Raw genomic sequence first — 23968 nt, 5'->3', positions numbered from 1 at the left:
TCGCATCGCCAGGGAGCGCTGCCATAGCGCGTCCAAGACGCGCGTAAACGCGCTGATGGCGTCCGGGGCACGAGATCGAGTTACTCTCGTCTTTTGATTTTTAGCTGGACAAGCTAGGTTCCCCGCCAACGAAAAAGAGGGAACGTCTGAACATGCTGACATCATTGATCCGAACGCTGCGCACCGCCGGCGCGGCCGCGCTCTGCCTCGCCGCGGCATGCGCCGCGCACGCCGAGACCTGGCCGAGCCGCAACATCACGCTGGTGCTGCCGTTCGCCGCCGGCAGCGGCACCGACACCACGACGCGGCTGATCTCGCAGCATCTGTCGCAGGCGCTCGGCGTCGGCATCGTCATCGAGAACAAGGCCGGCGCCAACGGCATGATCGCCGCAACCTATGTCGCGCGCGCCGCGCCCGATGGCTACACGTTGCTGGTGACGACCAACACCACGCATTCGGCCAATCCCTATCTGCTCAAGAGCCTGACCTACGATCCGGTCAAGGACTTCACCCCGATCGCCCGCACCGGCGATCTGCCCTTCATGCTGGTGATCCACCCCGATGTGCCGGCCAGGAGCGTTGCCGAGCTGGTCGCCTACGGCAAGGCCAATCCAGGCAAGCTGAGCTACGCCTCGGGCTCATCCTCGGCGATCGTGTCGGGTGCGACTTTTGCGCACAAGGCCGGGCTCGACCTGTTGCATGTGCCCTACAAGAGCTCGCCGCCGGCGCTCAACGACGTCATGGGCGGCCGCGTCTCGATGATGTTCGTGGACATCCTGACCGGCCTGCCCCACGTCCAGGGCAACGCGCTGCGCGCGCTCGCCGTGACCACCAAGGACCGCACGCCGCTGATCCCGAGCCTGCCCTCGATGCAGGAGGCCGGCGTGCCTGATTTCGACATCTCGTCCTGGCAGGGCTATTTCGGCCCGGCCGGCATGCCCAGGGAGATCGTGACGCGCCTCAATGCCGAGATCCGGAAGATCGTCGAGAAGCCGGAGATCAAGGCCCAGCTCGCCACGCTGGGCATGGACGCGTTCTCCGGCACGCCCGAGGAGCTCGGCACGTTCGTGAACGAGCAGCTGGTGCTGTGGGAGCGGCTGATCCGGGACGCGGGGATCGAGAAGCAGTAGAACGGTCTCGTGTCCCGGACGCGGCGCAGCGCGAAGCGGTGCGACGCTGAGCCGGGACCCGGATTGCCGCAGCATGCACCCCGGCTCTGCGGCGCGCCGCTGAAGAAGCGCTGCCATAGCGCGTCGAAGACGCGCGTAAACGCGCTGATGCGTCCGGGGCACGAGGCCTGTGTTACGCCGCACGCACCTTGGCGAGGAAGCCGTCAACTGCGCTGCGCAGCGCGCCGGACTGGCTGTCCAGCTCGCGGGCGTTGGCGAGCACGTCGGTGGCAGCCGCACCGGTCGCTTCCGCGGCCGAGGTGACGCTGCCGATGTTGGCGTTGATCTCGTTCGAGCCGGCCGCGACCGACTGAATGTTGCGGGCGATCTCGCGCGTAGCTTCGCCCTGTTGCTCGATCGAGGCGGAGATGCCGGCGGTGATCTCGCTCATCTCGGCGATGGTCTGCGTGATGCCGGCGATGGCCGCGACCGCGTCGCTGGTCGAAGTCTGCATGGCCGCCACTTGCGCCGAGATCTCCTCGGTCGCCTTCGCGGTCTGATTGGCGAGCGCCTTGACCTCGGAGGCGACGACGGCGAAGCCGCGGCCGGATTCACCGGCACGCGCCGCTTCGATGGTGGCGTTGAGCGCCAGGAGGTTGGTCTGTGCCGCAATCGAATGGATCAACTTGACCACCTCGCCGATCTTCTCCGCGCCGGAGGAGAGCACTTGGACGGTGGCGTTGGTGCGCTCGGCGTCGTTGACGGCCTTGCTCGCCACCTCGGTCGAGCGGGTGACCTGGCGGGAGATTTCCGCAACCGAGCTCGACAGCTCCTCGGCGGCGGCGGCAACCGTGCCGACATTGCCGGAGGCCTTTTGCGAGGCCGCGCCGACGGTGGCCGCGCGCGAGGAGGCGTCGCTCGCGGTCGCGGTCATCGACTGTGCGGTCGACTGCATGCCGGCCGCGGCGGAGGAGACCGAGCGGACGATGCCGTTGACGCTGCGTTCGAAGTCGTTGGCGATGTCCTCCATCGCGCTGCGACGTTCCGCCGCGGCGCGCTCCTTGGCATCCGCCTCGGTCTTCTCGAGGTCGCGGATGCGCAACGCGTTGTCCTTGAAGATCTGGACTGTGGACGCCATCGCGCCGACCTCGTCGCTGCGGCCGACGCCGGGAATGTCGCCCTCGAGCTTGCCCTCGGCGAGATCCTTCATGCGGGCGCCGAGCGATGCCAGCGGACGGCTGATGCTGCGGCCGATCATCCAGGCGACGCTGCCTGCGACGATGACGATGCCGAGCATGGCAAGGCCAAGCAGCCAGTAGACCGGGCCCATCTTCTGGTCGATGTCCTCGAGATAGGCGCCCGTGCCGAGATACATCTCGAAACCGGGCACGGCGACCGCGTAGCCGAGCTTGCGGATAGGCTCCGGCTGACCGGGCTTCACATATTCGTAGAACAGAAGGATGTCGCCATTGGCCCTGACGCCGTCCATGATCTCACGGGACAGCTTGCGGCCGTTCGTCTCCACGTCCATGCGGTTCTGGCCGATCTGCTTCGGATCCGGCGCGAGCTGCGTGATGCCGTCATAGGTGGTGCCGAATAGATAGCCGGAGCCCTTGTCGTAAGTCATCGCGTTGCCGTAGCGACGCAGCTCCGCAAGTGCGGCGTCCTTGGTTATCTCGCCGGCATTGACCCGCTTCATCAGTGTCGCGGCATAGTTGCGGGCCAGCTCGACGATTGCCTTGGTCTGGTCGATACGCGCATTCACCATCTCGCGCTTCATCAGATAGCCGGCGAGAACTCCGGAGATGCAAAGGCCGAACAAGGTGACGCCGACAAGGATGCCAAGCTTGGGGGCGATCTTCAGATTGCTCAACTTCACGGGATGGCTCCGGGCAAAAAAAGGATATCGGCACGCGAGTGAATCGATCGAAATTGAATCAACTTTTAGGGAGGGACCCTTAGCAAGTTACTTACGTGCCTCCGTAGAAGCCCTGACCATGCCGGCAAAACCGGGAATAATCATCGGTCCGGACAACCGGCAATTGTACGCACCCGCCTCGATTTCGCGTAAAAGACGCAAAGGCCCGGAGAAGGCCGGGTCACAACAAGAAACCAAATCGGGAGCAGAGAATGCCGAAATACAGGGTGGTGACGCCGAAGGGCGCGAGCTTCACGGTCGCGGGCAGCGATTATTCCTACGAGCGCGAGGCGCTCGATCCGATCGATGCCGAGATCATCGAAGCCCCCGCGAGCGAGGCCGAGTTCATCGCCGCCGCGAAGGATGCCGATGCCATCTATGCCAAGGGTATCCCGATCACCAAGACCATCATCGACAGCCTGCAGAGCTGCAAGGTCATTACGCTCGGGTCGGTTGGCGTCGACAGCGTCGACGTCAAGGCCGCGACCGCCCGCGGCATTCCCGTCACCAACATCCCCGACACTTTCATCGAGGAGGTCGCCGACCACGCCATGATGCTGCTGCTCGCCGGCTTCCGCCGCCTGGTCGAGCAGGATCGCATGGTACGCAACGGCCGCTGGGCCGAAGGCCGGCCAGCGCTCTTGAAGATCCCGCGGCTGCTGGGCCAGACGCTCGGCTTCATCTCGTTCGGCCGCGTCGCGCGCGCGGTTGCGAAACGCGCAGCGCCCTTCGGCCTGCGCATGATGGCCTATGATCCGTTCATCCAGGAGACGCTGATGTACGACCACGGCGTCATCCCGGCGACGCTGAACGAGGTGCTGTCGCAATCCGACTTCGTCTCGATGCACGCTCCCGCAAGACCCGAGGTGCATCACATGCTGACCGAGAAGCACTTTCGGCAGATGAAGAAAGGCTCGATCTTCATCAACACCGGCCGCGGCGCCACGGTGGACGAGGAGAGCCTGATCAAGGCGCTGCAAGAGGGTTGGATCGCCCATGCCGCCCTCGACGTGCTCGAGAAGGAACCGCCCTCGCACAACAACCCGCTGCTCGGCATGGAGAACGTGACCCTGACCGCCCATGTCGCCTCGGCCTCGGCACGGTTTGACGAGGCGCGCAAGCGCCGCGTGGGCTACGAATTGTCACTGGTGCTTCAGGGCATGTGGCCAGTAAGCTGTGTCAACCCGTCGGTGCTGCAAAACACCGCGCTTCGCCGCTGGCAGCCCGTCAGCATGGATCGCGGACCGAACAGTTAGGCGGACGGCGCGCATACGCGCCACAAACGGACGAGACCCTTCACCGGCGATCAACGCCGGGAAGGGACGACAACAGGGAGGAACTGATGAGGAGCGACCTTACACGTCGTGACGCCTTGGCGCTGGGCCTATCCGCCGCAACACTTGCCGCCACCGGCGCTGCAGCGCAAACATCCAATATCAGAGCTGCCGATGTTCCGGCACCCAAGCTCGAGATCGAGAAAGGCGCATCGCTGCGCATGCTGCGCCCGGTGCGCTTCGTCCAGGCCGACGAGGACGTGTTCCGCGCCAACGCGGCGAAATTCACCAAGGAGACGGGCGTCGAGGTCAAGGTCGACTTCGTCGGCTGGGAAGACATCAACCAGCAGACCGCGGTGACCTCGAACTCCGGCGCCGGCCCCGACGTCATCATCGGCTTCTCCGACGCACCCCACATCTACATCGACAAGCTCATCGAGCTCACCGACATCGCCGAGTACCTTGGCAAGAAGTATGGCGGCTGGCTGCCGCTGGCGCAGCGCTACGGCAAGAGGAACAAGAGCGACGCCTGGATCGGCCTGCCGTTCGGCGCCACCGCCGGCCCCCTGATCTACCGCAAGTCAGTCCTGCAATCGGTCGGCTTCGACAAGGTTCCGGAAGATCATGCCGGCGTGGTCGACGTGTGCCGCAAGCTGCACAAGGCCGGCAAGCCGGCGGGCTTCGCGCTCGGCAATGCCAAGGGCGATGGCAACGGCTTCGCCAACTGGGCGCTGTGGTCGCACAACGCCTCCCTGCTTGACGAAGAGGGCAATGTTACCATCAACAGCAAGGAGACGATCGCAGCGCTGAACTGGGTCAAGGAGCTGTACCCGACCTTCATCGCCGGTACGCCGTCCTGGAACGACGTCAGCAATAACCGCGCCTATTCCTCGCAGGAGATCTCGCTGACGGCCAACGGGGTCTCACTATACTTCTCGCTGAAGAACGACCCGGCCACCAAGGCGATCGCAGAGGACAGCGAACATCAGCTGCTGCCCAAGGGCCTCGCCAAGGTATCACCGATGGCGGGCCTGACGCTGAACGCCATGGTGTTCAAGCATAGCCCGTACCCCAACGCCGCAAAAGCCTTCCTGCAATACATGCTCGAAAAGGACCAGTACGAACCGTGGCTCAATGCGAACAGCGGCTACTGGTCCCAGCCGCTGGCCGCCTATGCCGAGGCCGCCGTTTGGTCGCAGGATCCCAAGGTCAAGCTGTTCAAGGACACCATGAACAGCACCTATTATGACGGCTACAAGGGCCCGATCTCGACCGCCACCGGTGCGGTCAGCGCCGATTACGTGCTGGTCCAGATGTGCGCTTCCGTCGCCACCGGCGCTGCCACGCCGGAGGCCGCGGCCGCCGAAGCCGAGCAGCGCTGCAAGCGATACTTCCGGCGGCAGGGCCGGTGAGAGGCAAGCAAGACGGACATCATTGCGCGAGCAATGACAGGCCATTATTCCGGGATGGTGCGCAAGCACCAGACCTCAGGTGCGCAATTTGGGCATCTGGAATCTCGAGATTCCGGGTTCGATGCTGCGCATCGTCCCGGAATGACCTTGTGGCGCCCTGAAAAGACAAAGATCCGATGTCCGTAACCGCTCTTTCAACGCACAGCGTGGTGGCCCGGCAGCCGAACTGGGTCGTGCGGCTGTTCGACTACAAGCCGTTCCTGATCGCGATGTGTCTTGCTCCGGCGCTCGGGCTGCTCGCCGTGTTCCTGACCTATCCGCTTGGCCTCGGCATCTGGCTCGCCTTCACCGACACCACGATCGGGCGGCGCGGCATCTTCGTCGGCGTCGAAAATTTCCAGTACCTGCTGACCGATCCCTTGTGGTGGAACGCGGTGTTCTACAGCGTGTTCTACACGGCGGTCGCGACCTTCGGGAAGTTCGCGCTCGGCTTCTGGCTCGCACTGCTGCTCAACAATCATTTTCCATTCAAGAGCCTCTTGCGCGCCATCGTGCTGCTGCCCTGGATCGTGCCGACGGTGCTCTCGGCGCTGGCGTTCTGGTGGATCTACGATCCGCAATTCTCGATCATCTCCTATCTCTTGGTCGACGTGCTGCACTGGCGATCGGGCAATGTCGATTTCCTCGGCTCGCCCTGGCCGGCGCGGTTCTCGCTGATCGCGGCCAACATCTGGCGCGGCATTCCCTTCGTCGCGATCTCGCTGCTGGCGGGCCTGCAGACCATCTCGCCCTCGCTCTATGAAGCCGCGATGCTCGACGGCGCCAGCGCCTGGCAGCGCTTCCGCTACATCACCTTCCCGATGATGATGCCGATCCTCGCCATCGTCATGACCTTCTCGATCATCTTCACCTTCACCGACTTCCAGCTGGTCTATGCCATCACCCGCGGCGGGCCCGTCAACTCGACCCATCTGCTTGCGACCTTGGCGTTCCAGCGCGGCATCGCCGGCGGCGAGCTCGGTGAAGGCGCCGCAATCGCGGTGTCGATGATCCCGTTCCTGGTGTTCGCGACGGTGTTCTCCTATTTCGGCCTGGCGCGCCGCAAATGGCAGCAGGGAGAGAGCAATGACTGATACCGTCGCGCAAGGCTCTGCCGTGGCCAAAGCCGCTCCCGACACCATGGCCTGGGATTCCGGGCTGCGACGGCTGATGATGATCTATCTGCCGCTCGGCTGCTTCGTGCTGATCCTGCTGTTTCCGTTCTATTGGATGGCGATCACCTCGTTCAAGCCGAACGCGGAGCTGATGAACTACAAGGATCATAATCCGTTCTGGATCTCCTCGCCGACGCTGGCGCATATCAAGCACCTCTTGTTCAACACCGCCTACCCGCGCTGGCTGAAGACCACGATGCTGGTCGCGATCGGCTCGACCACGCTGTCGCTGATCGCGAGCACGCTCGCCGCCTATGCCATCGAGCGCCTGCGCTTCCGCGGCAGCCCCTATGTCGGCCTCGGCATCTATCTCGCCTATCTCGTGCCGCCGTCGATCCTGTTCATTCCGCTTGCGACCGTCGTGGTGCAGTTCGGCCTGTTCGATTCGCCGCTTGCCCTGATCCTGGTCTATCCGACCTTCCTAGTGCCGTTCTGCACCTGGCTGCTGATCGGCTATTTCAAGTCGATCCCCTACGAGCTCGAGGAATGCGCGCTGGTCGACGGCGCGACGCGGCTGCAGATCCTGCGCCGGATCACGCTGCCGCTGGCGGTGCCCGGTCTGATCTCGGCGGGCATCTTTTCCTTCACGCTGTCCTGGAACGAGTTCATCTACGCGCTCGCCTTCATCCAGAGCGGCGCCAACAAGACCGTGCCGGTCGCGATCCTGACCGAGCTCGTCACCGGCGACGTCTACCAATGGGGCGCGCTGATGGCCGGCTCGCTGCTCGGGTCGCTACCGGTCGCGATCTTTTATTCGCTGTTCGTGGACTATTACGTGTCCTCGCTGACCGGTGCGGTCAAGGAGTAGACTCGTTCTCTCGTTCCTCTCCCCGTTCCTACGGGGAGAGGATTGGGGTGAGCGGCTGCTTCCGCGAATACAATGAGAGACGGACTCGCGGAAGCAGCCCCTCACCCGGAATTTGCTGGCGCAAATTCCGGCCTCTCCCCGCGAGCGCGGAGAGGCGAAGAGCGCTGCGGCGTTTGGTCCGGCTTCACAAAACTGCAATATGCGATCCGCATAAGGCGTCGTCCGCCAACAGGAGACGCACATGCGCGCGACCTTTCTTGCCTCCGTCGCAACGATCATTCTCACCGCGAGCACCGCGCTCGCCCAGAACGAGAGCGAGTTCCCGGCCAAGCTCGCCGGCCACGTGGTGATGCCAGCCGCCACCTTCATCGACGCGCCGAGCGACGCACCCGCCGATCTCAAGACGTCGGGCAAGTACACCACCGGCAAGCGTGTCGACGCGCTGGGCACCGTGATGGGGAAGTCCTATGAGCGTCCGACCGGCGTCTCGCTGCCGTTCAAGGGACAGCCGCTGCAGGGCCATTCCGGCATCAAGACCATGCCCGACGGCACTTTCTGGGTGATCACCGACAACGGCATGGGCGCCCGCGCCAACTCGCCGGATTCCATGCTGTACCTGAACCGCTACAAGATGGATTGGGCCAGCGGCAAGATCGAGCGCCAGGAGACCGTCTTCCTGCACGATCCCGACAAGAAGGTCCCCTTCCGCATCGTGCACGAGGACACCCAGAAGCGTTACCTGACTGGCTCCGACTTTGACACCGAAGGTTTTCAGATCATCGGCGATGTCTTCTGGATCGGCGACGAGTTCGGCCCGTACATCCTGAAAGCCGACAAATCGGGCAAGATCCTCGCCGTGTTCGAGACGGTTGCCGACGGCAAGCCGGTGCGCTCGCCCGACAATTGGGCAGTGGCAACGCCGGGCGCGCCGGGCCAGACCTACACCAACGTCAACCTACGCCGCTCCAAGGGCTATGAAGGCTTTGCCTCCTCGAAGGACGGCAAGTTCCTCTACGGCCTGCTCGAGGGCCCGCTGTGGGATGCCGAGAAGAAGGATTGGGAGAAGGTCGACGGCAAGGAAGCTTCCCGCATCCTCGAATTCGACGTCGCCGCGGAGAAATTCACCGGGCGTTACTGGCAGTATGTGTTCGAGCAGAACGGCAACGCCATCGGCGATTTCAACATGATCGACCCGACCGCCGGCCTGATCATCGAGCGCGACAATGGCGAAGGCACCGCCGACAAGGCCTGCCCGCAAGGCCAGCGCGGCGAGAACTGCTTCCCTGACATCGCCAAGTTCAAGCGCATCTACAAGATCGAGCTCTCGGACGCCAATGTCGGCAAGCCCGTGCGCAAGATCGGCTATATCGATTTGTTGAAGATCCAGGACCCCGACAAGAAGGCCAGGAAGCCGCTCAACGACGGCGTCTACACCTTTCCGTTCTTCACCATCGAGAACGTCGATCGCGTCGACGACACCCACATTATTGTCGGCAACGACAACAATTTGCCGTTCTCCTCCAGCCGCGATCCCAACAAGGCCGACGACGACGAGTTCATGCTGCTCGAAGTCGCCGATTTCCTGAAGGCGAGGTAAGGCCCGCCTCCTTCCAACTGTCATCGCCCGGCTTGACCGGGCGATCCGGTACGCCGCGGCGCCAGCGATTAGATCGCGAGGCCTCGGCGTACTGGATGCCCCGGTCAAGCCGGGGCATGACAGCGGGGGCTACCTCACCGTAAACTCCACCGGAATCGAAAAGCTCATCGAGCCGTTCTTGATCTCGTCGGGGATCGGCGGAAACGGCGAGGCCTGGCGGACCATCGACATCGCCTGGGCATCGAATGCGGCGATGCCTGACAAGCCGACGAGACGGCTCGATGTCACCTGCCCGCTGCGGCTGACGGTGAAGCTCAGCCTTGCGACGCCGCGCTGGCCATTGCCGCCGGACGGATATGCGTGGAAGCGCATCAGATGCGCGCGGACGCGCTGATTGTAGGACGCGATCGCTGAAGCGACTGAGCCGGCACTCATGGCCGATGCCATCGGCGCCTCGCGCTCGGCGCGCGGCGGGGCGCTGGTGCGCGGCGCGGGTGTTGCGTCCGACGGTTTCTTCGCCTCGCGGCGAACCACCTTGGGCTTCTCGGGCGCCGGCTTTCCGACCGGCACGATCCTCGCCGGCGCGGGCCTCGCCGATGTCGGCTCGAGCTTCTGTTCCGGTGGCGCCACCACGTCAGGCTTTTCCTGCGGCGGGGTCGGCGTGATGGTCTCCTCGACAGCCTGCTGTTGCACCGGCTCGGGCGGCGAAGCGTCGGCTTCCTGCATCAGCGGACCTGGCGCGACGTTGTCCAGTGTCGGCTGCGGCGCCGTGGTGACCGGCGACATGTCGATCATGATCGCCGGCAGGCCGACGCCCTGCTCCGGCTCCGACCTGATCCAGTTCATTGCAATCAGCGCAGCGGCGACATGCAACGCCACGATCACCGCGGCCGCGACGCCCCACCGCGCGGTTTCGCGCTCGCCAAGCGGCTCGTGCAGGGCAAAGGCGTTCGCGGCGGCCATCAGCTGCGTCCGTCAAGGCCGACGAGCGCGACCTTGAGATAGCCGGCATTGCGCAAGGTGTTCATCACCTCCATCAGATCGCCATAGCTCACCGCCTTGTCGGCGCGGAGATAAATGCGCTCGTCCTTGCGGCCCTTGGTAGCGGCATCGAGTGCCGCAGCGAGACCATCGCGAGCCATGGTGTCTTCGCCAACGGCGACGGTGAGATCCGGCTTCACCGTCACGAAGGTCGGCTTGTCCGGCCGCGGCGAAGGCTCGGCGGCGGTTGCCGGGAGCTCGACGCCGATGTCGACGGTGGCGAGCGGGGCGGCCACCATGAAGATGATCAAGAGCACCAGCATCACGTCGATGAACGGCGTGACGTTGATCTCATGGGTGACGTCGAGATCGCCGGGGTCGCCGCGCCTCAGCGGCGATCCGGTGCGGGCGCCGAGCTTCGCAGCCATGGCCCTACTCCGCCGCCCGCGCCAAACGGAAGTCCCTGTGATCGCGCTGGCGGCTGACCAGCAGCATCAGCTGAGCCGAAGCATCGCCGAGCAACGCGCGGTAGTTCGCGATGCCGCGGACGAGGTGATTGTAGATCACGACCGCCGGGATCGCGGCGACAAGGCCGAGCGCGGTGGCGAGCAGCGCCTCCGCGATGCCGGGTGCAACCACCGCAAGGCTGGTGGTGTGGCTCTCGGAGATGCCGATGAAGGAGTTCATGATGCCCCAGACCGTACCGAACAGCCCAACGAACGGCGCGGTGGCGCCGATGGTCGCGAGCACGCCGGTGCCGCGCGCGATTTGCCTCGACATCGCCGCCTCGACCCGCTCCAGCCGCAGGGCCACGCGCTCCTCAAGACCGTCTTCGAGGACGCCTCCGGAAAGCTCCGCCTCTCTGGCGCAGGACTGGATGAGCTGGGCCACCGGATCGTGCGCATCGCCGGCCTTCTCTGCCGCCTCCGCCAGCCTGATATTGCCTTCGAGCGCGCGCGTGCGCCGCAGGGCCAGCGCGCCCTTGCGGCGCAGCTCGATACTCTTGGCGAGCCACACCGTCCACGTCACCAGCGAAGCGACGGCGAGGCCCACCATCACCGTCTTCACGACGATGTCGGCACCGAGGAACATGCCCCAGGGCGACAGATTGCGCGGCAATAGCGCCTCGTCGATTGCGTAGGCCGGCGCCGGCGCAAGCGCCAGCGCGATAGTGACGATCATTTGCCGCAGCCTGGAGATGCCCTGCATCCTGATCCTCCGATGATAGAAAGTGGCGACGCGGCGATGCGGTCTGCAAGCTGCCGGAATCGCGCGTGCTGGTCGCTGCGCAGCGCCCGGGTCTCGTCGCGGCCGACGAACACCTTGAACATGATGCCGCCGTCGGCATTGACGAAGGCGACGAAGGCAGAGGTCTTGCCCATGAACGGACGCTCGACGAAGGCGACGCCCGCGCAACGCTCGTGGCGGAGATGGCCGTGTAGTCCCTTCGGCTGCATCAGGTTGAAGTAGCCGCGGCCGATCTCGCCCGCGGGAACGCTGTCTGTGAACTCGAAGACCGCATCGTCGGTGTGGACGATCAGCGTGACCTCGCCCCACTCCGCGATGTCCTGCATGGCGGCGGCAAAATGCTCGCCACTGCCGATGCGGACCATGGTGAACGGCAGCGCCTCGATCACCGCACGCGGCGTGACCTTGCGCTCGCGCGCGACGTCCTCGATCACCGCGCCGGGGTTGTCGGCCATATACGCCTTGAGCTCGGCGAGATCGGTGCTCAGCATGTGCGGCTCCTCTCCTGCACCATCTAAGCGGCCGCGGCCTTGCGCTCGCTCTGGATCACCTCAAAGCCCTCGAACTTGGGATGGCCGAGGTAAAGGCTCTCGCCGGTCCTGTTGTCGGCGCGCGCGTGGGCGCGGCGGAATTCCTCCGAGCGCGTCCAGGCCTCGAAGGCCGCCTTGTCGACCCAGCTCGTGTGCGACGAATACAGCGTGTGGTCCTCGGCCTCTGGTCCCTTCAGCAGATGAAACTCGACGAAGCCCGGCATGTTGGCGAGATAGGATTCGCGGGTAGCCCAGACAGTCTCGAACGCAGTCTCCGCGCCCTTCTTCACCTGAAAGCGATTCATGGCGATGAACACAAGAGTCTCTCCTTCTTCTCAAGACGAAAACGCGCCGAAGCCGCGCTGGAGCATCAGCGCGGCCCGGCGGAAGTTTGTGGTGTTGCGGCCCCCAGGGCTCACGCACCTCCAAAGTGGATCTTCAGGCCGGCCTTGTAGACTCTGCCCGGCCCCGGGCTCGTCCACAGCACGTCGTTCTGCGTGGTGCCGTCGGTCGAGCTGCCGGGGATGGCGTAGGGCCGGTAGTACTGGTTCAGGAGATTGTCGATCGAGGCCGAGAACACGACGTCCTTGGTCGCGGCATACGTCATGTAGAGGTTGATCAGGTCGTAGCCGGTCGAAGGCACATAGCCGGCAGGGATGTCGTTGTTCGGACCGTAGGACGCCCACTGCGCCGACAGGACCAGGCTGCGATCGAGCAGGCGGACGCCGCCTGTGGTGACGACCTTGGTCGGGGTGATGGTGGCGAGCCCGATATTGGTCTGGACGTTCTTGCCTTTGATGTAGTGACCGGCAACGCCGACGAACCAGTCGCCGGCATCGTACATCGTCTCCGCCTCGAAGCCCTCGATGCGAGCATTGGCGATGTTCTGGTACTGGTAGAACTGGCTGAACGAGCCGAACGGCGGCACCGCGACCGGCGCCGAGGCGACGAGATCGATGTAGTCGGACACGTCGTTGCGGAACAGGTTGATCTTGCCGCGGAACGAGTCGTTCGCGCTGAAGATGTTGTCGTATTTCAGGTTGATGCCGACTTCCTCGTTCTTGCCGACTTCAGGGCGAAGATTCGCATTAGGCAGGAAGCAGAACAGACCGACGGTTCCGTTCGGACAGACGAAGAAGGCCGGTCCGCCGCCGGTCGCATGTGCGCCGGAGATCACCGTCTCGGTGATCGACGGCGCACGATAGCCTTCGGCATAGCTGACATAGGGCTGGAAGCCCGCGACCGGCGTGACGCCGAGCGTGATCTTCGGCGAGAAGCGGTCGCCGCCGGTATTGGTCGTGCCCGACTGCAGATTGTAACGGTCGTAACGGATCGCACTGATGGCCTCGAACCACGTGCCGTAGTTCTGCTTGAGCTGCAGGAAGCCGCCCGACACAGTGCGGATGCCGCTCGGCGTCGTGATGTTGGAATTGCCGCGGCTGTCGGTCGTGATCACGTCCTCCTGGAACGCATCGACCCCGTAGGTCACGGCGTTGCGCCAGTCGCCGACATTGAAGCGCGTGGTGTTGTTGGCGTCGAAGCCCACCGTGTTCAGCGTGTAGCCGCGCTTATCGCCGATGCAGCCGGAGATGTTGTTGCCGAAATTGCCGGCGCCGCAATAGGCCGCGCCCGAGGTCGAATAGTGATAGGTCTTGGTCTGATCCTGGTCGGTGCGGTTGTCGTAGACCGACACGTGCGTGTCGAACAGATTGTCGCTCGGCAGCGAATAGTTCCAGGTCAACGTGCCGGTGTAGTTCTTGACGTCGGACGCATAGACCGACGAGCCCTGATAGAGCGCGCGCTGGGCCGCGGTCGCCACCGGGCCGGTGTTGAACTGGCCGATATTGTATTGATAGTCCTGGAAAGTGGCGCCGAACTTGACCTCGTGGCCGAGCGCCGGGCGCACCGTGAGCTTCAGCAATCCGGCTTCGACCTGGTTGCCGGTGTTGCCGATCTCGGTGCCGTTGCCGTCCTTGTAATTGCCCTGCGTGCGGTAGACTGCGCCGCCGAAGATGTCGACGCCGGGCGTGGCGCGCACGCCGCCGAATACCGAGCCGAGGCCGCGCGCATTGTTCGTGCCGTAGGATCCGGAGAGATCGATGCCCCAGCGCTCGCCGGGACGCAGCACGTCGGTGACGTCCTTGGTGCGGAACGAGACCAGGCCGCCGATCGCGCCCGAACCGTAGATGTTGGCCGTCGGCCCGCGCACGACGTCGACTCCGCCGATCAATTCAGGATCGAGGAAGAACGAGCCGTTGGCGTTGTGGCCGGTGCGCTGGAAGTTCTGCCGCGCGCCGTCGACGACGACGGCGACGCGGCCGAAATCCTGCAAGCCGCGGATGTTGATGACGGTCGCCGGATCGTCGCCGCGCTCCTGGAACGACACGCCGGGCACCGCGTAGAAGATGTTCGACAGCCGGTTCGGCTGAAGCCCCTGGATCTGGTCGAGCGAGATCGAGCTGACCGGCGCGAGCGCCTCGATCGCGCGCTCCTTGGTCTTCGTTGCGGCGACAGTAATTGTATCAAGCACCTGAACCGGCGCCGTGCCGCCAGCCTGGGCACGCGCGTTCAAGGCTTCGGGCGTTGCCTGCTGCGCGACTTGCGGGTTGGGCGGCTTGCGCCTGAGCTGCTTCGGCCGTTCCGACGACGCGTTTTCGGCTTGCGGCGGAGCGGCCTGCGCAAGGCTGCTCTCCGTCACCACTGCCGCCATTGAAACCACCGACGCGCCCAAAATCAGGGCGCGCGAATACCTAGCCCCGTCAGCCATATCAGCCCCAGCCTGCACTTCACTTCAATTTTTGGAGTCGTCTGGCTGGCGCGCGTTCGCATGCGAACGACTGGCTGGCTGATTTTCTCGAGTCGCGAACCTGCTGTCCGCTGTCACAATTGGTTACGCGGCAACACCCAGGCGGTCAATGACATCGGGTTGCAGTTTATATCGATTGTAAATTGCAGCCGTTGGAATGCGCTTCGCGCCGCTTATACAAACAGGCAGCACTCAAGAACTCGAAAGCGCATCACACGACCATGTCGGCAGCGTCCGGAGACCATAGCGGCGATGCGGCAGGGCCGGCGCAAAGCCCTTCTGCAACAACGAGAACCCTCATCATGCGAGGGAGCCGGATCGACAGCCGCGAGCTGTTTGCGGCGGAGCGCGAGATCATCATCGCGCATGGCGAGGACAGCTATCGCCTGCGCCTGACCTCGCAGAACAAGCTGATCCTGACGAAGTAGATCGCAATGACATTGTGTCGCACCCTCGCAAATCTCCTGCTATCAGGCACGATCGCGCTCGCCTCCGCAGCGCACGCCACCGATATCATTGTGCATGACGCCCGCAATCGCGACGTCACTATTGCCGACTTCGCGCGTACGGTCTCGATCGGCGGCGCCATCACCGAGATCCTCTATGCGCTCGGGCTCGAGAGCCGGCTGGTCGGCGTCGACACCACGAGCCTCTATCCGGCGGCAGCGCTGAACGACAAACCCAATGTCGGCTACATGCGCCAGATCTCGGCCGAGGGTGTGCTCGGCCTCAATCCGACCCTGATCCTGGCGATCCAGGGCTCGGGCCCGCGCGAGACCATGGACATTCTGGAGACGGCGAAGGTGCCGCTGGTGCTGGTCCCCGAGACTTTCTCCGAGGAAGGCCTGCTCAAAAAGATCAAGCTGGTCGGCCATGCCATGGGCGTCGATGCGCGCGCCGAGTGCCTCAGCGCCGCGGTCGGCGCCGATCTCGCCCAGCTTCGCACGCTGCGCGCCAAGGTCACCAAGCCGGTGCGCGTGATGTTCGTGATGTCGCTCCAGAACGGGCGCGCCATGGTTGCCGGCCACAAGACCGCGGCCGACGAGATCATCCAGCTCGCGGGCGCGGCGAACGCGGTCGACGATTACGACGGCTACAAGATCATCGGCGACGAGGCGATCGTGGCCGCCAAGCCCGATGTCGTCCTCTCGATCGAGCGCGGCAAGGATTCGCTGCAGGCCGATGCGGTCTATGCCCATCCCGGCTTCGCCCTGACGCCGGTCGCCGCCAACAAGAGCTTTATCACCATGGACGGGCTCTACCTGCTCGGCTTCGGGCCGCGCACGGCGGCGGCGGCGCGTGATCTCGCCGTCAAACTCTATCCGACATTGGCCGAGAGCGGCGCGTTCACGTCGGCCCTGTCGGCGGCTAATTGCCGGCAATGAGCGTGGCGGTCGGAGTCGAGGCGCGGAGCCCGCGACGAGCTGGTGCGGGCCGTCGGTTCACATCGGTGGCGATCCCTCTCCTTGTCGCGGTGCTGGTGGTCACCGCCGTCGTTGCGCTGACGGTCGGCGCAGCCGGCATCCCTCTCTCCCGTCTGCCTGCGGCGCTCGGCTTTACAAGCAGCACGCCCGCCGATGCCATGACGGCGCGCGACCAGCTCGTGCTGTGGTCGATCCGCATCCCCCGAATCGCGGCGACCGCCATGGTCGGCGGCCTGCTCGCCGCGGCCGGCGCCATCATGCAGGGCCTGTTCCGCAATCCCCTCGCCGATCCCGCGCTGGTCGGCGTCTCCAGCGGCGGGGCGCTGGCGGCCGCGAGCGCGATCGTGTTCACCGACTCGCGCTTCGGCGAGACACTGCGCTTTCTCCAGACCGAGCTGTTGCCGCTCGCGGCCTTCGCGGGATCTCTGGCGACGACCGCAATCCTTTACGGCATCTCCAGTCGCGCTGGCAGAACCTCGATCGCGATCTTCCTGCTCGCCGGCGTCGCCATCACCGCGATCACCAATGCCGGCATCGGGCTCTTGGTATTCATCGCGGACGACCGCCAGCTCCGCGACATCACCTTCTGGATGCTGGGCTCGATGAGCGGCGCGACCTGGACCAAGGCCGCGGTGCTTGAGCCGGTCCTCGTTATCGGGCTTGCCGCCTGCGCGTTCATCGCGCGCGGCCTCGATCTGCTGGTGCTCGGCGAAGCTGATGCCTTTCACGGCGGCGTCAACGTCGAGCGTTTCAAGAAGATCTCGATCGTGATGGTCTCCGCGATGACGGGTGTCGCGGTGTCGATCAGCGGCGTGATCGGCTTCGTCGGCATCGTGGTGCCGCATCTCCTTCGCCTCGTGATCGGGCCGGCGCATCGCCTTTTGCTGCCCACTTCAGTGCTGCTCGGCGCGATCCTGATGGTCGGTGCCGACACGCTGGCGCGCACCATCGTGGCGCCCGCGGAGATGCCGATCGGCATCCTGACCGCGGCGGTCGGCGCGCCGGTCTTCCTCGGCATCCTGCTGCGGCAGCGCGGGCTCGCCTCGCTATGAGCGCCGTGATCGAGGCGCGTGCCCTCAGCAAGCGCGCCGGTTGCGCGACGCTGCTCGACGGCGTCGGCCTGACGGTCGCGGCCGGCGAGACGGTCGCGATCATCGGCCCGAACGGCGCCGGCAAATCGACCCTGCTGCGGCTGCTCTCCGGCGATCTGCGCCCGAGCGAGGGCGAGGTGCGGCTGAAGCAGCGCGACATCAGCAGCTACACGCCGCGCGAGCTTGCCGGGCGCCGCGCGATGCTGTCCCAGCACATCAACGTCACCTTTCCCTTCACGGTCGAGGAGATCGTGCTGATGGGCGCGGGCGAGCGCAGCCCAGGCGAGGCAGGCAAGCTCGTCGACGCGGCGCTGGACGAGGTGGGCCTTTCGCATTTCCGCGACCGGCAATTGCCGACGCTGTCCGGCGGCGAGCAGCAGCGCGCCCATTTCGCCCGCGTGCTGGTGCAGCTCGCCGGCGGCGAGGCAGAGCACGGGCCAGGCGTGCTGCTGCTGGATGAGCCGACCTCGAGCCTCGACCTGCGTCATCAGATCGACCTCGTCGAAGCGGCGCGCCGCCGCGCGGCTGGCGGCACCGCCGTGATCGCCATCCTGCACGACCTCAACCTCGCGATCCGCTTTGCCGACCGGCTGGTCGTCCTGAGCGGCGGCCGGCTTGCCGCCGACGGCCCGCGTGCGGACATCGTCACGGGCGAGAGGATCCGCGAGATCTTCGAGATCGACGCCATCGTTCATAGGGGTGATGACGGCGTGCCGTATGTGCTGCCGCAGTCGATGCGGGCGATTCAGACCGAAATTTAGCCATCCTGTTTCCGCATAGGCGGTGCGCTCTCGGCTAGCACCCTACCCCGCAGGCACGATCACCATCCCCTTATCCTTCGGCCAGCGGACGCGCCAGACAAAGTTGATATCCTTGACTTCGCCGGGCTTGGCATCGAACGACCATTCCAGCACGCCGCGCTTGTCGCGGATGTTGCTGGCGGTCGGCGGCGTGGTCGCGGGCAGCATCTCGACGACGATGTCCTCGTTCTCGCTGACCGGCAGCTGATCCTCGATCGCCACGCGAATTGGGAGGTCGTGACCGTTGCGGATCGTCGTCTTGAACGAACGCTCGTCGGTCTTCGACGTCGTCACGAGCACGCCGGCCGAGCCTTCGTTGCGCTTGAGCACGGCGCGCTCGATCTTGACCTTGTCGTCGGCACCGAAGCCGAGCCGCACGATGTCGTCCTTGGCCGAAGCCGCGAGCTTGCCGCGGCCGACGAAGACGCCGTCGCGATAGATCGCGACCTTGCCCGGCAAAAGCGCCGTGTCGTCGGCCTGCTTGAAGCTGGCTTCGAGGAAGGCGGTGGGATCCGCCACCGGCGCGGCGCGCACCGCGAGATCGGCAGGCACCGTCATCGACGCGATGCGCAGGCTCTTGGCGCCCTCGGCGGCGCCGAGACTGACGCGGCCGGGAATTTTGAACGTCGCCTGGAAATCGCCGATCTCGGCAATCGCCTGCTGTTCGTCGGCCCGCTCACGCGGCTCGGGCGACTCCGCGAGCTTGGCTGCGAAGGATGGACTTTGCATCTGCCGCGCCACGGGGGCGGGCCGCGCCAAGTCCGAGGCCGCGCCGAGTGCCATCGGCTTGGGAATTTGCGGATATTGTGCGACCAGCGAGCCCAGCTCCGGGGCACTGCCGCCGCGGCTGATGCGGACGGTGGAAACACCGAGCGCGACATTGGACCAGTCCTCGCCGGTCGACTGCGTGATCTCGGCGCGGCGGACCAGCTCCAGCTGCGGCTTGCGATCCTTGGCGCCGGTGTCGAGCCGGGCATCATAGAGCGGCAGCCAGCGCGCATTGCGCATATTATAAGTGATCCGCAACGTCGCCTTGGTCGCCGCGGGCGACGCGATGTCCATGCGGACCTCCAGCTTGCTCGGCGGCTTGGCCTTGCGCTCGACCTCGAGCTGGGCGATCTGCCGGTCGATCTCCCGCATCTTGCGTGTGGCCTCACGGATGGCAGTATCGGCGCTCGCAATTTCGTCGCCGACTGCGGTGAACGCCGTACGCCATTCGGCGATCGGCCGCGCCTCGCCCTTCTCGCCGATGCCGACGGGAGCGGCTTCCGCAAAGTGCTCCGCGAATTTGCGCCGTGCATTGGCCGCGTCGATCGCGCCCTGCAGATCGGCGCGCTGGTCGTTCAGGGCCTCGATGCGTTTTTCGAGCTCAGGCAGGTTAACCGGCGCCGCGCGCGGCGGCCGCGCATCGATCGTGCCGATGGTGAGCTTGACGCCGCCTTCACCCTCGACGCGGAGAGAGGACGTATCGAGGCCGAGCGGAAAGTCCTTGGCCACGAGCGTGGAGTCGCCGGACGGCAAATCGACCGTGATGACGCGGGTGACGGTCGCACCATCAGGGTAAACGGTGACGGCGTCGATGGCCGATGTGGCGTCCACATCGGCGGCCCATGAATGCGACGCGAACGCCGTGGTCACCAGAACCAGGCTCGTCGTTGCCAAACATCTTACGGTGATGCGCATGAATTCCTCTCTGCCGGTATCGCCGCGCCGCCAGCCGGACGCGCGATCAAGTGCCTCGCCAACATGATTGGACGCGGCAGCGGAGGAACCGGTTCGATTGAGGTTTCCATGGGGCACCGCTGCGGCGGCACCATGGCCACGGCACGAATCGTCCCGCAGCGGAAGGCCGTTAGCCCTGAGTGGGCGAGCCCTGGCCGAAGATGCGACGAAGCAGATCGGTCACGTTCCTGGCGCCGGCCTTCTTCAAGATGCTGGCGCGGTAGCCCTCGATCGTCCGCGCACTCAGATGCATGCGCCGGGCGATCTCCTTGTTGGTGAGGCCGGCGGCGAGATGCTCGAGCACGTCGCCTTCACGCCCGGTCAGCGGCTCGCAGCCGGGCAACCAGCGCTGGCGGTTCGAGGTTGGCTGGCCGGACTCGTCGATAGCGGCATCGATCCGGCCGACGATGTCGTGGGTGCGGAACGGCTTCTCGATGAAATCGGCCGCGCCGCTCTTGATGGCGTCGACCGCCATGGAAATGCTGCCGTTGGCCGAAGTCACCAGCACCGGCGCCATGCAGTTTTCCTCGCGCAGCCGCTTGAGCACATCGAGTGCCGAGCGATCCGGCGGCATCTCCAGGAGCACGCAGGCCGGCATCCGCGCCTTGGCTTCCGACAGCAGCGATGCGCCATCGGCAAAGCAGATCACGTCATACGCGCTCTGCTGGAGCGCATTGGCAAGTTGTTCGCGGGAGGCGGCGTCAGTGTCGATGACGAATACCTCACCCTTGGAAAGCATGTTCCCAGGCATAATCCCGATCCAGCAATGTCTTGGTCAAATGCGTCCGGAGGCGGGCCGCATCGCCCTGCCACGCCGTCGTGAGCACGGCATTCGCGCCGGTGCTTCGGTTTCCCTTATGTACGTTCCATCGTGTTCCCGGATTTGACGGATCGGGACAGAAACTTTACATTTCGGGACATCTGCGGGAATGGCTGGCACGAGCGGTTCACATGACCGACCTCATTCGCAGCGCAGGCTTGAGCTACTACGCGGAGGTCGCCCGGTCAGTCGGGCTCGACCCGAAGCAGATGATGCGCAAGGTCAGGCTGCCACTGGCCGTGCTGGACAAGCCTGATACGCCTATTGCCGTGACGAGCCTGCGCCGGCTGCTCGAATTGTCGGCAGAGGCGTCGGGTGCCGAAGATTTCGGCTTGCGGCTCGCCGAGCGCGGCGGCCTCACCAACTTTGGCGCCGTCGGCCTGATTGTGCGCGAGCAGGCGACCCTCGGCGAGGCCATCGAAGCGTTCTCGCGCTTCATTCATGTCCATCATGACGGCATGAAGCTCGACGTCATCAAGGACAAGCAGACGGTGACCGTCACCCTGCATCTGCGCGGCCGGCGGCCGACTGCGCCACGGCAATCGATCGACATGGCGCTCGGCAGCATCCACCGCATCATCCAGTCGCTGTTCGGCAGCGACTGGCGCCCGCAGGAGGTGCATCTGCACTATCCGCCGCCGCACGACCGCAAGCGCTACCGTGATTTCTTCGGCTGCCGTGTACTCTTCAATGCCGACGACGATGCGATCCTGCTGTCGGCGCACGACATGCGGCGGCGGATCCCGAGCGCCCACCCGCTGATCGCGAGCTACTTGCGCAAGCGGATCGAGGCGATCGAAACGCGGCCGGCAAGCTGGGAGGCGAAGGTCGACGAGGTCGTGCGCAGCCTGCTCCCCAGCGGCGACTGCACGGTCGAGCGCGTGGCCGAGCACCTCGCCTGCACCCGCCGCACTATCCATCGGCATCTGGCCGAAGCCGGCACCAGCTTCTCCGCCATCCTCGATGCGCAGCGCGCCGATCTCGCGATCCAGCTGATCGACGATCCCGACCGGCCGCTGTCCGATATCGCCACCCAGCTCGGCTTCTCCGCGCAGAGCGCGATGGCGCGCTGGTTTCGCGGTCGCTTCGGCTGCAGCATCACGGAATGGCGGCGCGGCGTGCGGCCGCTGTCGGCGAACGCAGCCTGGCTCAGCGTGCAGGCGCCGGCAGGCCCATGATGGCGAGTGCGCGTCGGGGGCTGCCGGCGAGCAACGGCCCGAATGCGACCGCAAAGCCAAGGAAGGCGACGATCCAGCCGCACGCGGCAATGTGCAGCAGCACATCGCCGTGCGCAGGCAACACCACGGCAGCGACCCGTGCCAGCGCCGCGATGATGATCGCGAGATAGATGCCGTGCGTCGCGGGCGAGGCCGTCAGCGCCTGACCGGTATGGCCGAGGCTCGCACGCGTCATCACCGCGAGCGTCATGGTGCCGGCCGCACCGGCCATCCAGGCATGAATGCCCGCACTCGGCGGCAGTTCGCCGAAGGCGGCCAGCCCATTCAGGATGAAGCCAAGTGGCACGAAGAGGTAGCCGACATGCAGGATCAGCAGCAACCGCTCGCGCGTGGTGCGATCTCCGGCCCAGCGCGCAAGTCGCACAAGGTGCAGCACGCCGACGAGCCCCATCACGGCGCCAGTGATCATGTGGAGCGGCGTCACCATCCACGCGATGAGGGCCAGCGCGCTCAATCCGATCACAGCGCCGTCAAAACGTCCGAACGGCACCGGCAGGCGGCCGGGATTGAACTTGACCAGCCAGTTGCGGGTGAAGCTCGGGATGATGCGGCCGCCGATCAGCGCGATCAGCAGCAACACCACAGTGATGCCGATTCGAATGCTGACATCCGCCGCGCCCTCGTAGTGCGCTTCGAGATGGAAGGCGACGTTGCCCGCGAGCAGCACGAGCACCAGGGCCACCACCGGAAGGTTGCGCCAATTGCCGCCCGCGATGATTTCGCGCGTTGCGGCCGCGACCACCAGCGCCAGGAAGGCGGCATCGACGACGAGTGCGAAGCCCCAGCCGATATCGGCAGACAGGGTCACGGCAGCACGCCCGGCAAGCCACACCACCAGCAGCGCGCCAAGCGACGTGCCCTGAATCGGCAGCCGCCCGGTCCAGTTCGGGATCGCCGTGAACAGGAAGCCGGTGACCACCGCCGGCAGGAACCCGTAGAGCATCTCGTGGACGTGCCAGTCGCGCGGCGCGAAGGCCGAGCTCACGGACAGCTCGCCGTAGAACATCGGCAGCCAGACCAGGATCGACAGGCCCGCCTCGATCGCGGCCAGCAGGAAAAAGGGCCGAAAACTGTTCGCAAACAGCGGCCAGCCCTGAAAATTACGGGATCGGGCGCCAGCCATGAGGCAACTCCTGTGAATTCGGACCTTTGCCTGGAAAAATACTGCCGTCCGGCCGGCCCGTTTTTGCGCTATCGCAAACTGCAGAACGATTGCAGGTGCCATCACACTCCCTGATGCCAAGGAGGCAGAATGGCCAAGGTCGACACATCGCTGGTTGCGCATTTGCCGCTGTTCGCCGGGGTCAAGCCGGAGGACCTCGAGGAGATCCTGCGCGAGGCGCGCTCGGCGCGCTATCCGAAGAATACCGCCATTTTCGAGCAGGGCGCGGACGCGCAATCCTTCTTCCTGCTGCTGCACGGCCATGTCCGCGCCGCCAAGACTACGCCGACCGGCGAGCAGATCGTGGTGCGCTATGTCGCGCCGGGCGAGACTTTTGGGCTCGCGATGGCGATCGGCGCCGTGCGCTATCCGGCGACCGCGATGGCGGTCGACGACAGCGTGGTGCTGATCTGGCCGAATTCGGCCTGGCCGCGATTGGTCGAGCGATTTCCCTCGCTCGCCGCCAACACGTTGCAGACGGTCGGGGCGCGGCTGCAGGAGAGCCACACCCGCATCCTGGAAATGTCGACCCAACAGGTCGAGCAGCGCGTCGCGCATGCGCTGCTGCGGCTCGCCAAGCAATCCGGCAAGAAGCTCAGCCACGGCATCGAGATCGACTTCCCGATCAGCCGCCAGGACATCGCGCAGATGACCGGCACGACGCTGCATACGGTGAGCCGCATCCTGAGCGGCTGGGAGAGCCAGGGCCTCGTCGAGAGCGGCCGCCAGCGCATCATCCTGCGCGATCCGCACCGGATCGTCGTATTGGCGGAGCGGACGGCGGACAGCGGTGCGGCGTGAAATAACTCTTCTT

At 65.2% G+C, this 23968-nt stretch carries 22 protein-coding genes; 12 read left to right on the top strand and 10 right to left on the bottom strand.

The features are described from left to right. The first annotated feature begins 152 nt into the window (after nucleotides 1–152). Complete coding sequence (locus AC5V87_RS05935; RefSeq protein WP_456840926.1) at nucleotides 153–1130, top strand: Bug family tripartite tricarboxylate transporter substrate binding protein; 978 nt, start codon at nucleotides 153–155, stop codon at nucleotides 1128–1130. 172 nt (nucleotides 1131–1302) lie between these two features. On the opposite strand, the gene AC5V87_RS05930 is transcribed toward AC5V87_RS05935, so the two are convergent. Beyond that, entirely contained in the window at nucleotides 1303–2988 is a 1686-nt protein-coding gene (locus tag AC5V87_RS05930; protein WP_495370264.1) for a methyl-accepting chemotaxis protein, read from the bottom strand. A 251-nt stretch (nucleotides 2989–3239) separates the two neighbouring features. On the opposite strand from AC5V87_RS05930, the gene AC5V87_RS05925 reads away from it, so the two are divergent. The 5 genes from AC5V87_RS05925 (at nucleotide 3240) to AC5V87_RS05905 (ending at nucleotide 9332) form a co-directional block, all read left to right on the top strand. Beyond that, nucleotides 3240–4283, top strand: a complete 1044-nt coding sequence (locus AC5V87_RS05925; protein WP_495370263.1) for a C-terminal binding protein — start codon at nucleotides 3240–3242, stop codon at nucleotides 4281–4283. Nucleotides 4284–4369: 86 nt separating this feature from the next. Next, nucleotides 4370–5713 carry an ABC transporter substrate-binding protein gene (locus AC5V87_RS05920; protein WP_456840928.1) on the top strand — a complete coding sequence of 448 codons (1344 nt, stop codon included), beginning with the start codon at nucleotides 4370–4372 and terminating at the stop codon, nucleotides 5711–5713. A gap of 176 nt (nucleotides 5714–5889) precedes the next feature. After that, complete coding sequence (locus AC5V87_RS05915; RefSeq protein WP_495370262.1) at nucleotides 5890–6846, top strand: carbohydrate ABC transporter permease; 957 nt, start codon at nucleotides 5890–5892, stop codon at nucleotides 6844–6846. Next, nucleotides 6839–7735, top strand: a complete 897-nt coding sequence (locus AC5V87_RS05910; RefSeq protein WP_456840930.1) for a carbohydrate ABC transporter permease — start codon at nucleotides 6839–6841, stop codon at nucleotides 7733–7735. Before AC5V87_RS05915 ends, AC5V87_RS05910 begins: the two co-directional genes overlap by 8 nt. A 241-nt stretch (nucleotides 7736–7976) precedes the next feature. Beyond that, nucleotides 7977–9332 (top strand): esterase-like activity of phytase family protein, encoded by a 1356-nt coding sequence (locus tag AC5V87_RS05905; protein WP_456840931.1) that lies wholly within the window; start codon nucleotides 7977–7979, stop codon nucleotides 9330–9332. Between the two features lie 129 nt (nucleotides 9333–9461). Here the strand turns inward: AC5V87_RS05905 and AC5V87_RS05900 are convergent, their stop codons facing one another. From AC5V87_RS05900 to AC5V87_RS05875, 6 genes are all read right to left on the bottom strand, one after another. Further along, entirely contained in the window at nucleotides 9462–10295 is an 834-nt protein-coding gene (locus AC5V87_RS05900; protein WP_495370261.1) for a TonB family protein, read from the bottom strand. After that, a complete protein-coding gene (gene exbD / locus AC5V87_RS05895; protein ID WP_456840933.1) occupies nucleotides 10295–10741 on the bottom strand; it encodes a TonB system transport protein ExbD in 447 nt (148 codons plus the stop codon). Before exbD ends, AC5V87_RS05900 begins: the two co-directional genes overlap by 1 nt. Nucleotides 10742–10745: 4 nt before the next feature. Then, a complete protein-coding gene (gene exbB, locus AC5V87_RS05890; protein WP_495370260.1) occupies nucleotides 10746–11522 on the bottom strand; it encodes a tonB-system energizer ExbB in 777 nt (258 codons plus the stop codon). After that, on the bottom strand, nucleotides 11492–12052 hold the full coding sequence (gene hutX / locus AC5V87_RS05885) for a heme utilization cystosolic carrier protein HutX (protein WP_495370259.1): 561 nt from the start codon (nucleotides 12050–12052) through the stop codon (nucleotides 11492–11494). The genes exbB and hutX overlap by 31 nt, the downstream gene beginning before the upstream one ends. A 23-nt stretch (nucleotides 12053–12075) precedes the next feature. Continuing rightward, a complete protein-coding gene (gene hmuQ / locus AC5V87_RS05880; RefSeq protein ID WP_495370258.1) occupies nucleotides 12076–12408 on the bottom strand; it encodes a heme-degrading protein HmuQ in 333 nt (110 codons plus the stop codon). A 98-nt stretch (nucleotides 12409–12506) separates the two neighbouring features. Beyond that, nucleotides 12507–14858 carry a TonB-dependent hemoglobin/transferrin/lactoferrin family receptor gene (locus AC5V87_RS05875; protein WP_495370257.1) on the bottom strand — a complete coding sequence of 784 codons (2352 nt, stop codon included), beginning with the start codon at nucleotides 14856–14858 and terminating at the stop codon, nucleotides 12507–12509. Nucleotides 14859–15118: 260 nt separating this feature from the next. Here AC5V87_RS05875 and AC5V87_RS05870 point away from each other — a divergent pair, with 260 nt between their 5' ends. The 4 genes from AC5V87_RS05870 to AC5V87_RS05855 are packed head-to-tail and all read left to right on the top strand — an operon-like array spanning nucleotide 15119 to nucleotide 18173. Beyond that, nucleotides 15119–15325, top strand: a complete 207-nt coding sequence (locus AC5V87_RS05870) for a hemin uptake protein HemP (RefSeq protein ID WP_456840936.1) — start codon at nucleotides 15119–15121, stop codon at nucleotides 15323–15325. Between the two features lie 6 nt (nucleotides 15326–15331). Further along, nucleotides 15332–16282, top strand: a complete 951-nt coding sequence (locus tag AC5V87_RS05865) for a heme/hemin ABC transporter substrate-binding protein (RefSeq protein ID WP_495370256.1) — start codon at nucleotides 15332–15334, stop codon at nucleotides 16280–16282. Beyond that, nucleotides 16279–17373, top strand: a complete 1095-nt coding sequence (locus AC5V87_RS05860; protein ID WP_495370255.1) for a FecCD family ABC transporter permease — start codon at nucleotides 16279–16281, stop codon at nucleotides 17371–17373. Before AC5V87_RS05865 ends, AC5V87_RS05860 begins: the two co-directional genes overlap by 4 nt. Continuing rightward, complete coding sequence (locus AC5V87_RS05855; RefSeq protein WP_495370254.1) at nucleotides 17370–18173, top strand: heme ABC transporter ATP-binding protein; 804 nt, start codon at nucleotides 17370–17372, stop codon at nucleotides 18171–18173. Before AC5V87_RS05860 ends, AC5V87_RS05855 begins: the two co-directional genes overlap by 4 nt. Before the next feature lie 42 nt (nucleotides 18174–18215). On the opposite strand, the gene AC5V87_RS05850 is transcribed toward AC5V87_RS05855, so the two are convergent. Next, nucleotides 18216–19895, bottom strand: coding sequence for a mucoidy inhibitor MuiA family protein (locus AC5V87_RS05850; protein WP_456840939.1), 1680 nt, complete (start codon nucleotides 19893–19895; stop codon nucleotides 18216–18218). 169 nt (nucleotides 19896–20064) lie between these two features. Next, a complete protein-coding gene (locus AC5V87_RS05845; protein ID WP_456840940.1) occupies nucleotides 20065–20685 on the bottom strand; it encodes a response regulator transcription factor in 621 nt (206 codons plus the stop codon). Between the two features lie 200 nt (nucleotides 20686–20885). Here AC5V87_RS05845 and AC5V87_RS05840 point away from each other — a divergent pair, with 200 nt between their 5' ends. Next, nucleotides 20886–21932 (top strand): AraC family transcriptional regulator, encoded by a 1047-nt coding sequence (locus tag AC5V87_RS05840; RefSeq protein ID WP_495370253.1) that lies wholly within the window; start codon nucleotides 20886–20888, stop codon nucleotides 21930–21932. Here AC5V87_RS05840 and AC5V87_RS05835 read toward each other — a convergent pair. Next, nucleotides 21904–23115, bottom strand: coding sequence for an NnrS family protein (locus AC5V87_RS05835; protein ID WP_456840942.1), 1212 nt, complete (start codon nucleotides 23113–23115; stop codon nucleotides 21904–21906). The genes AC5V87_RS05840 and AC5V87_RS05835 overlap by 29 nt on opposite strands. Before the next feature lie 129 nt (nucleotides 23116–23244). Here AC5V87_RS05835 and AC5V87_RS05830 point away from each other — a divergent pair, with 129 nt between their 5' ends. Next, the gene (locus tag AC5V87_RS05830) at nucleotides 23245–23955 is read left to right on the top strand and encodes a Crp/Fnr family transcriptional regulator (protein ID WP_456840943.1); all 711 of its coding nucleotides are present in this window, start codon (nucleotides 23245–23247) and stop codon (nucleotides 23953–23955) included. The last annotated feature ends 13 nt before the right edge of the window (nucleotides 23956–23968 follow it).

This window comes from Bradyrhizobium sp. SOJA106, from assembly GCF_059448745.1.
Note: the sequence above shows the minus strand (reverse complement) of the source record. Positions and strands in the feature narration are given on the sequence as shown.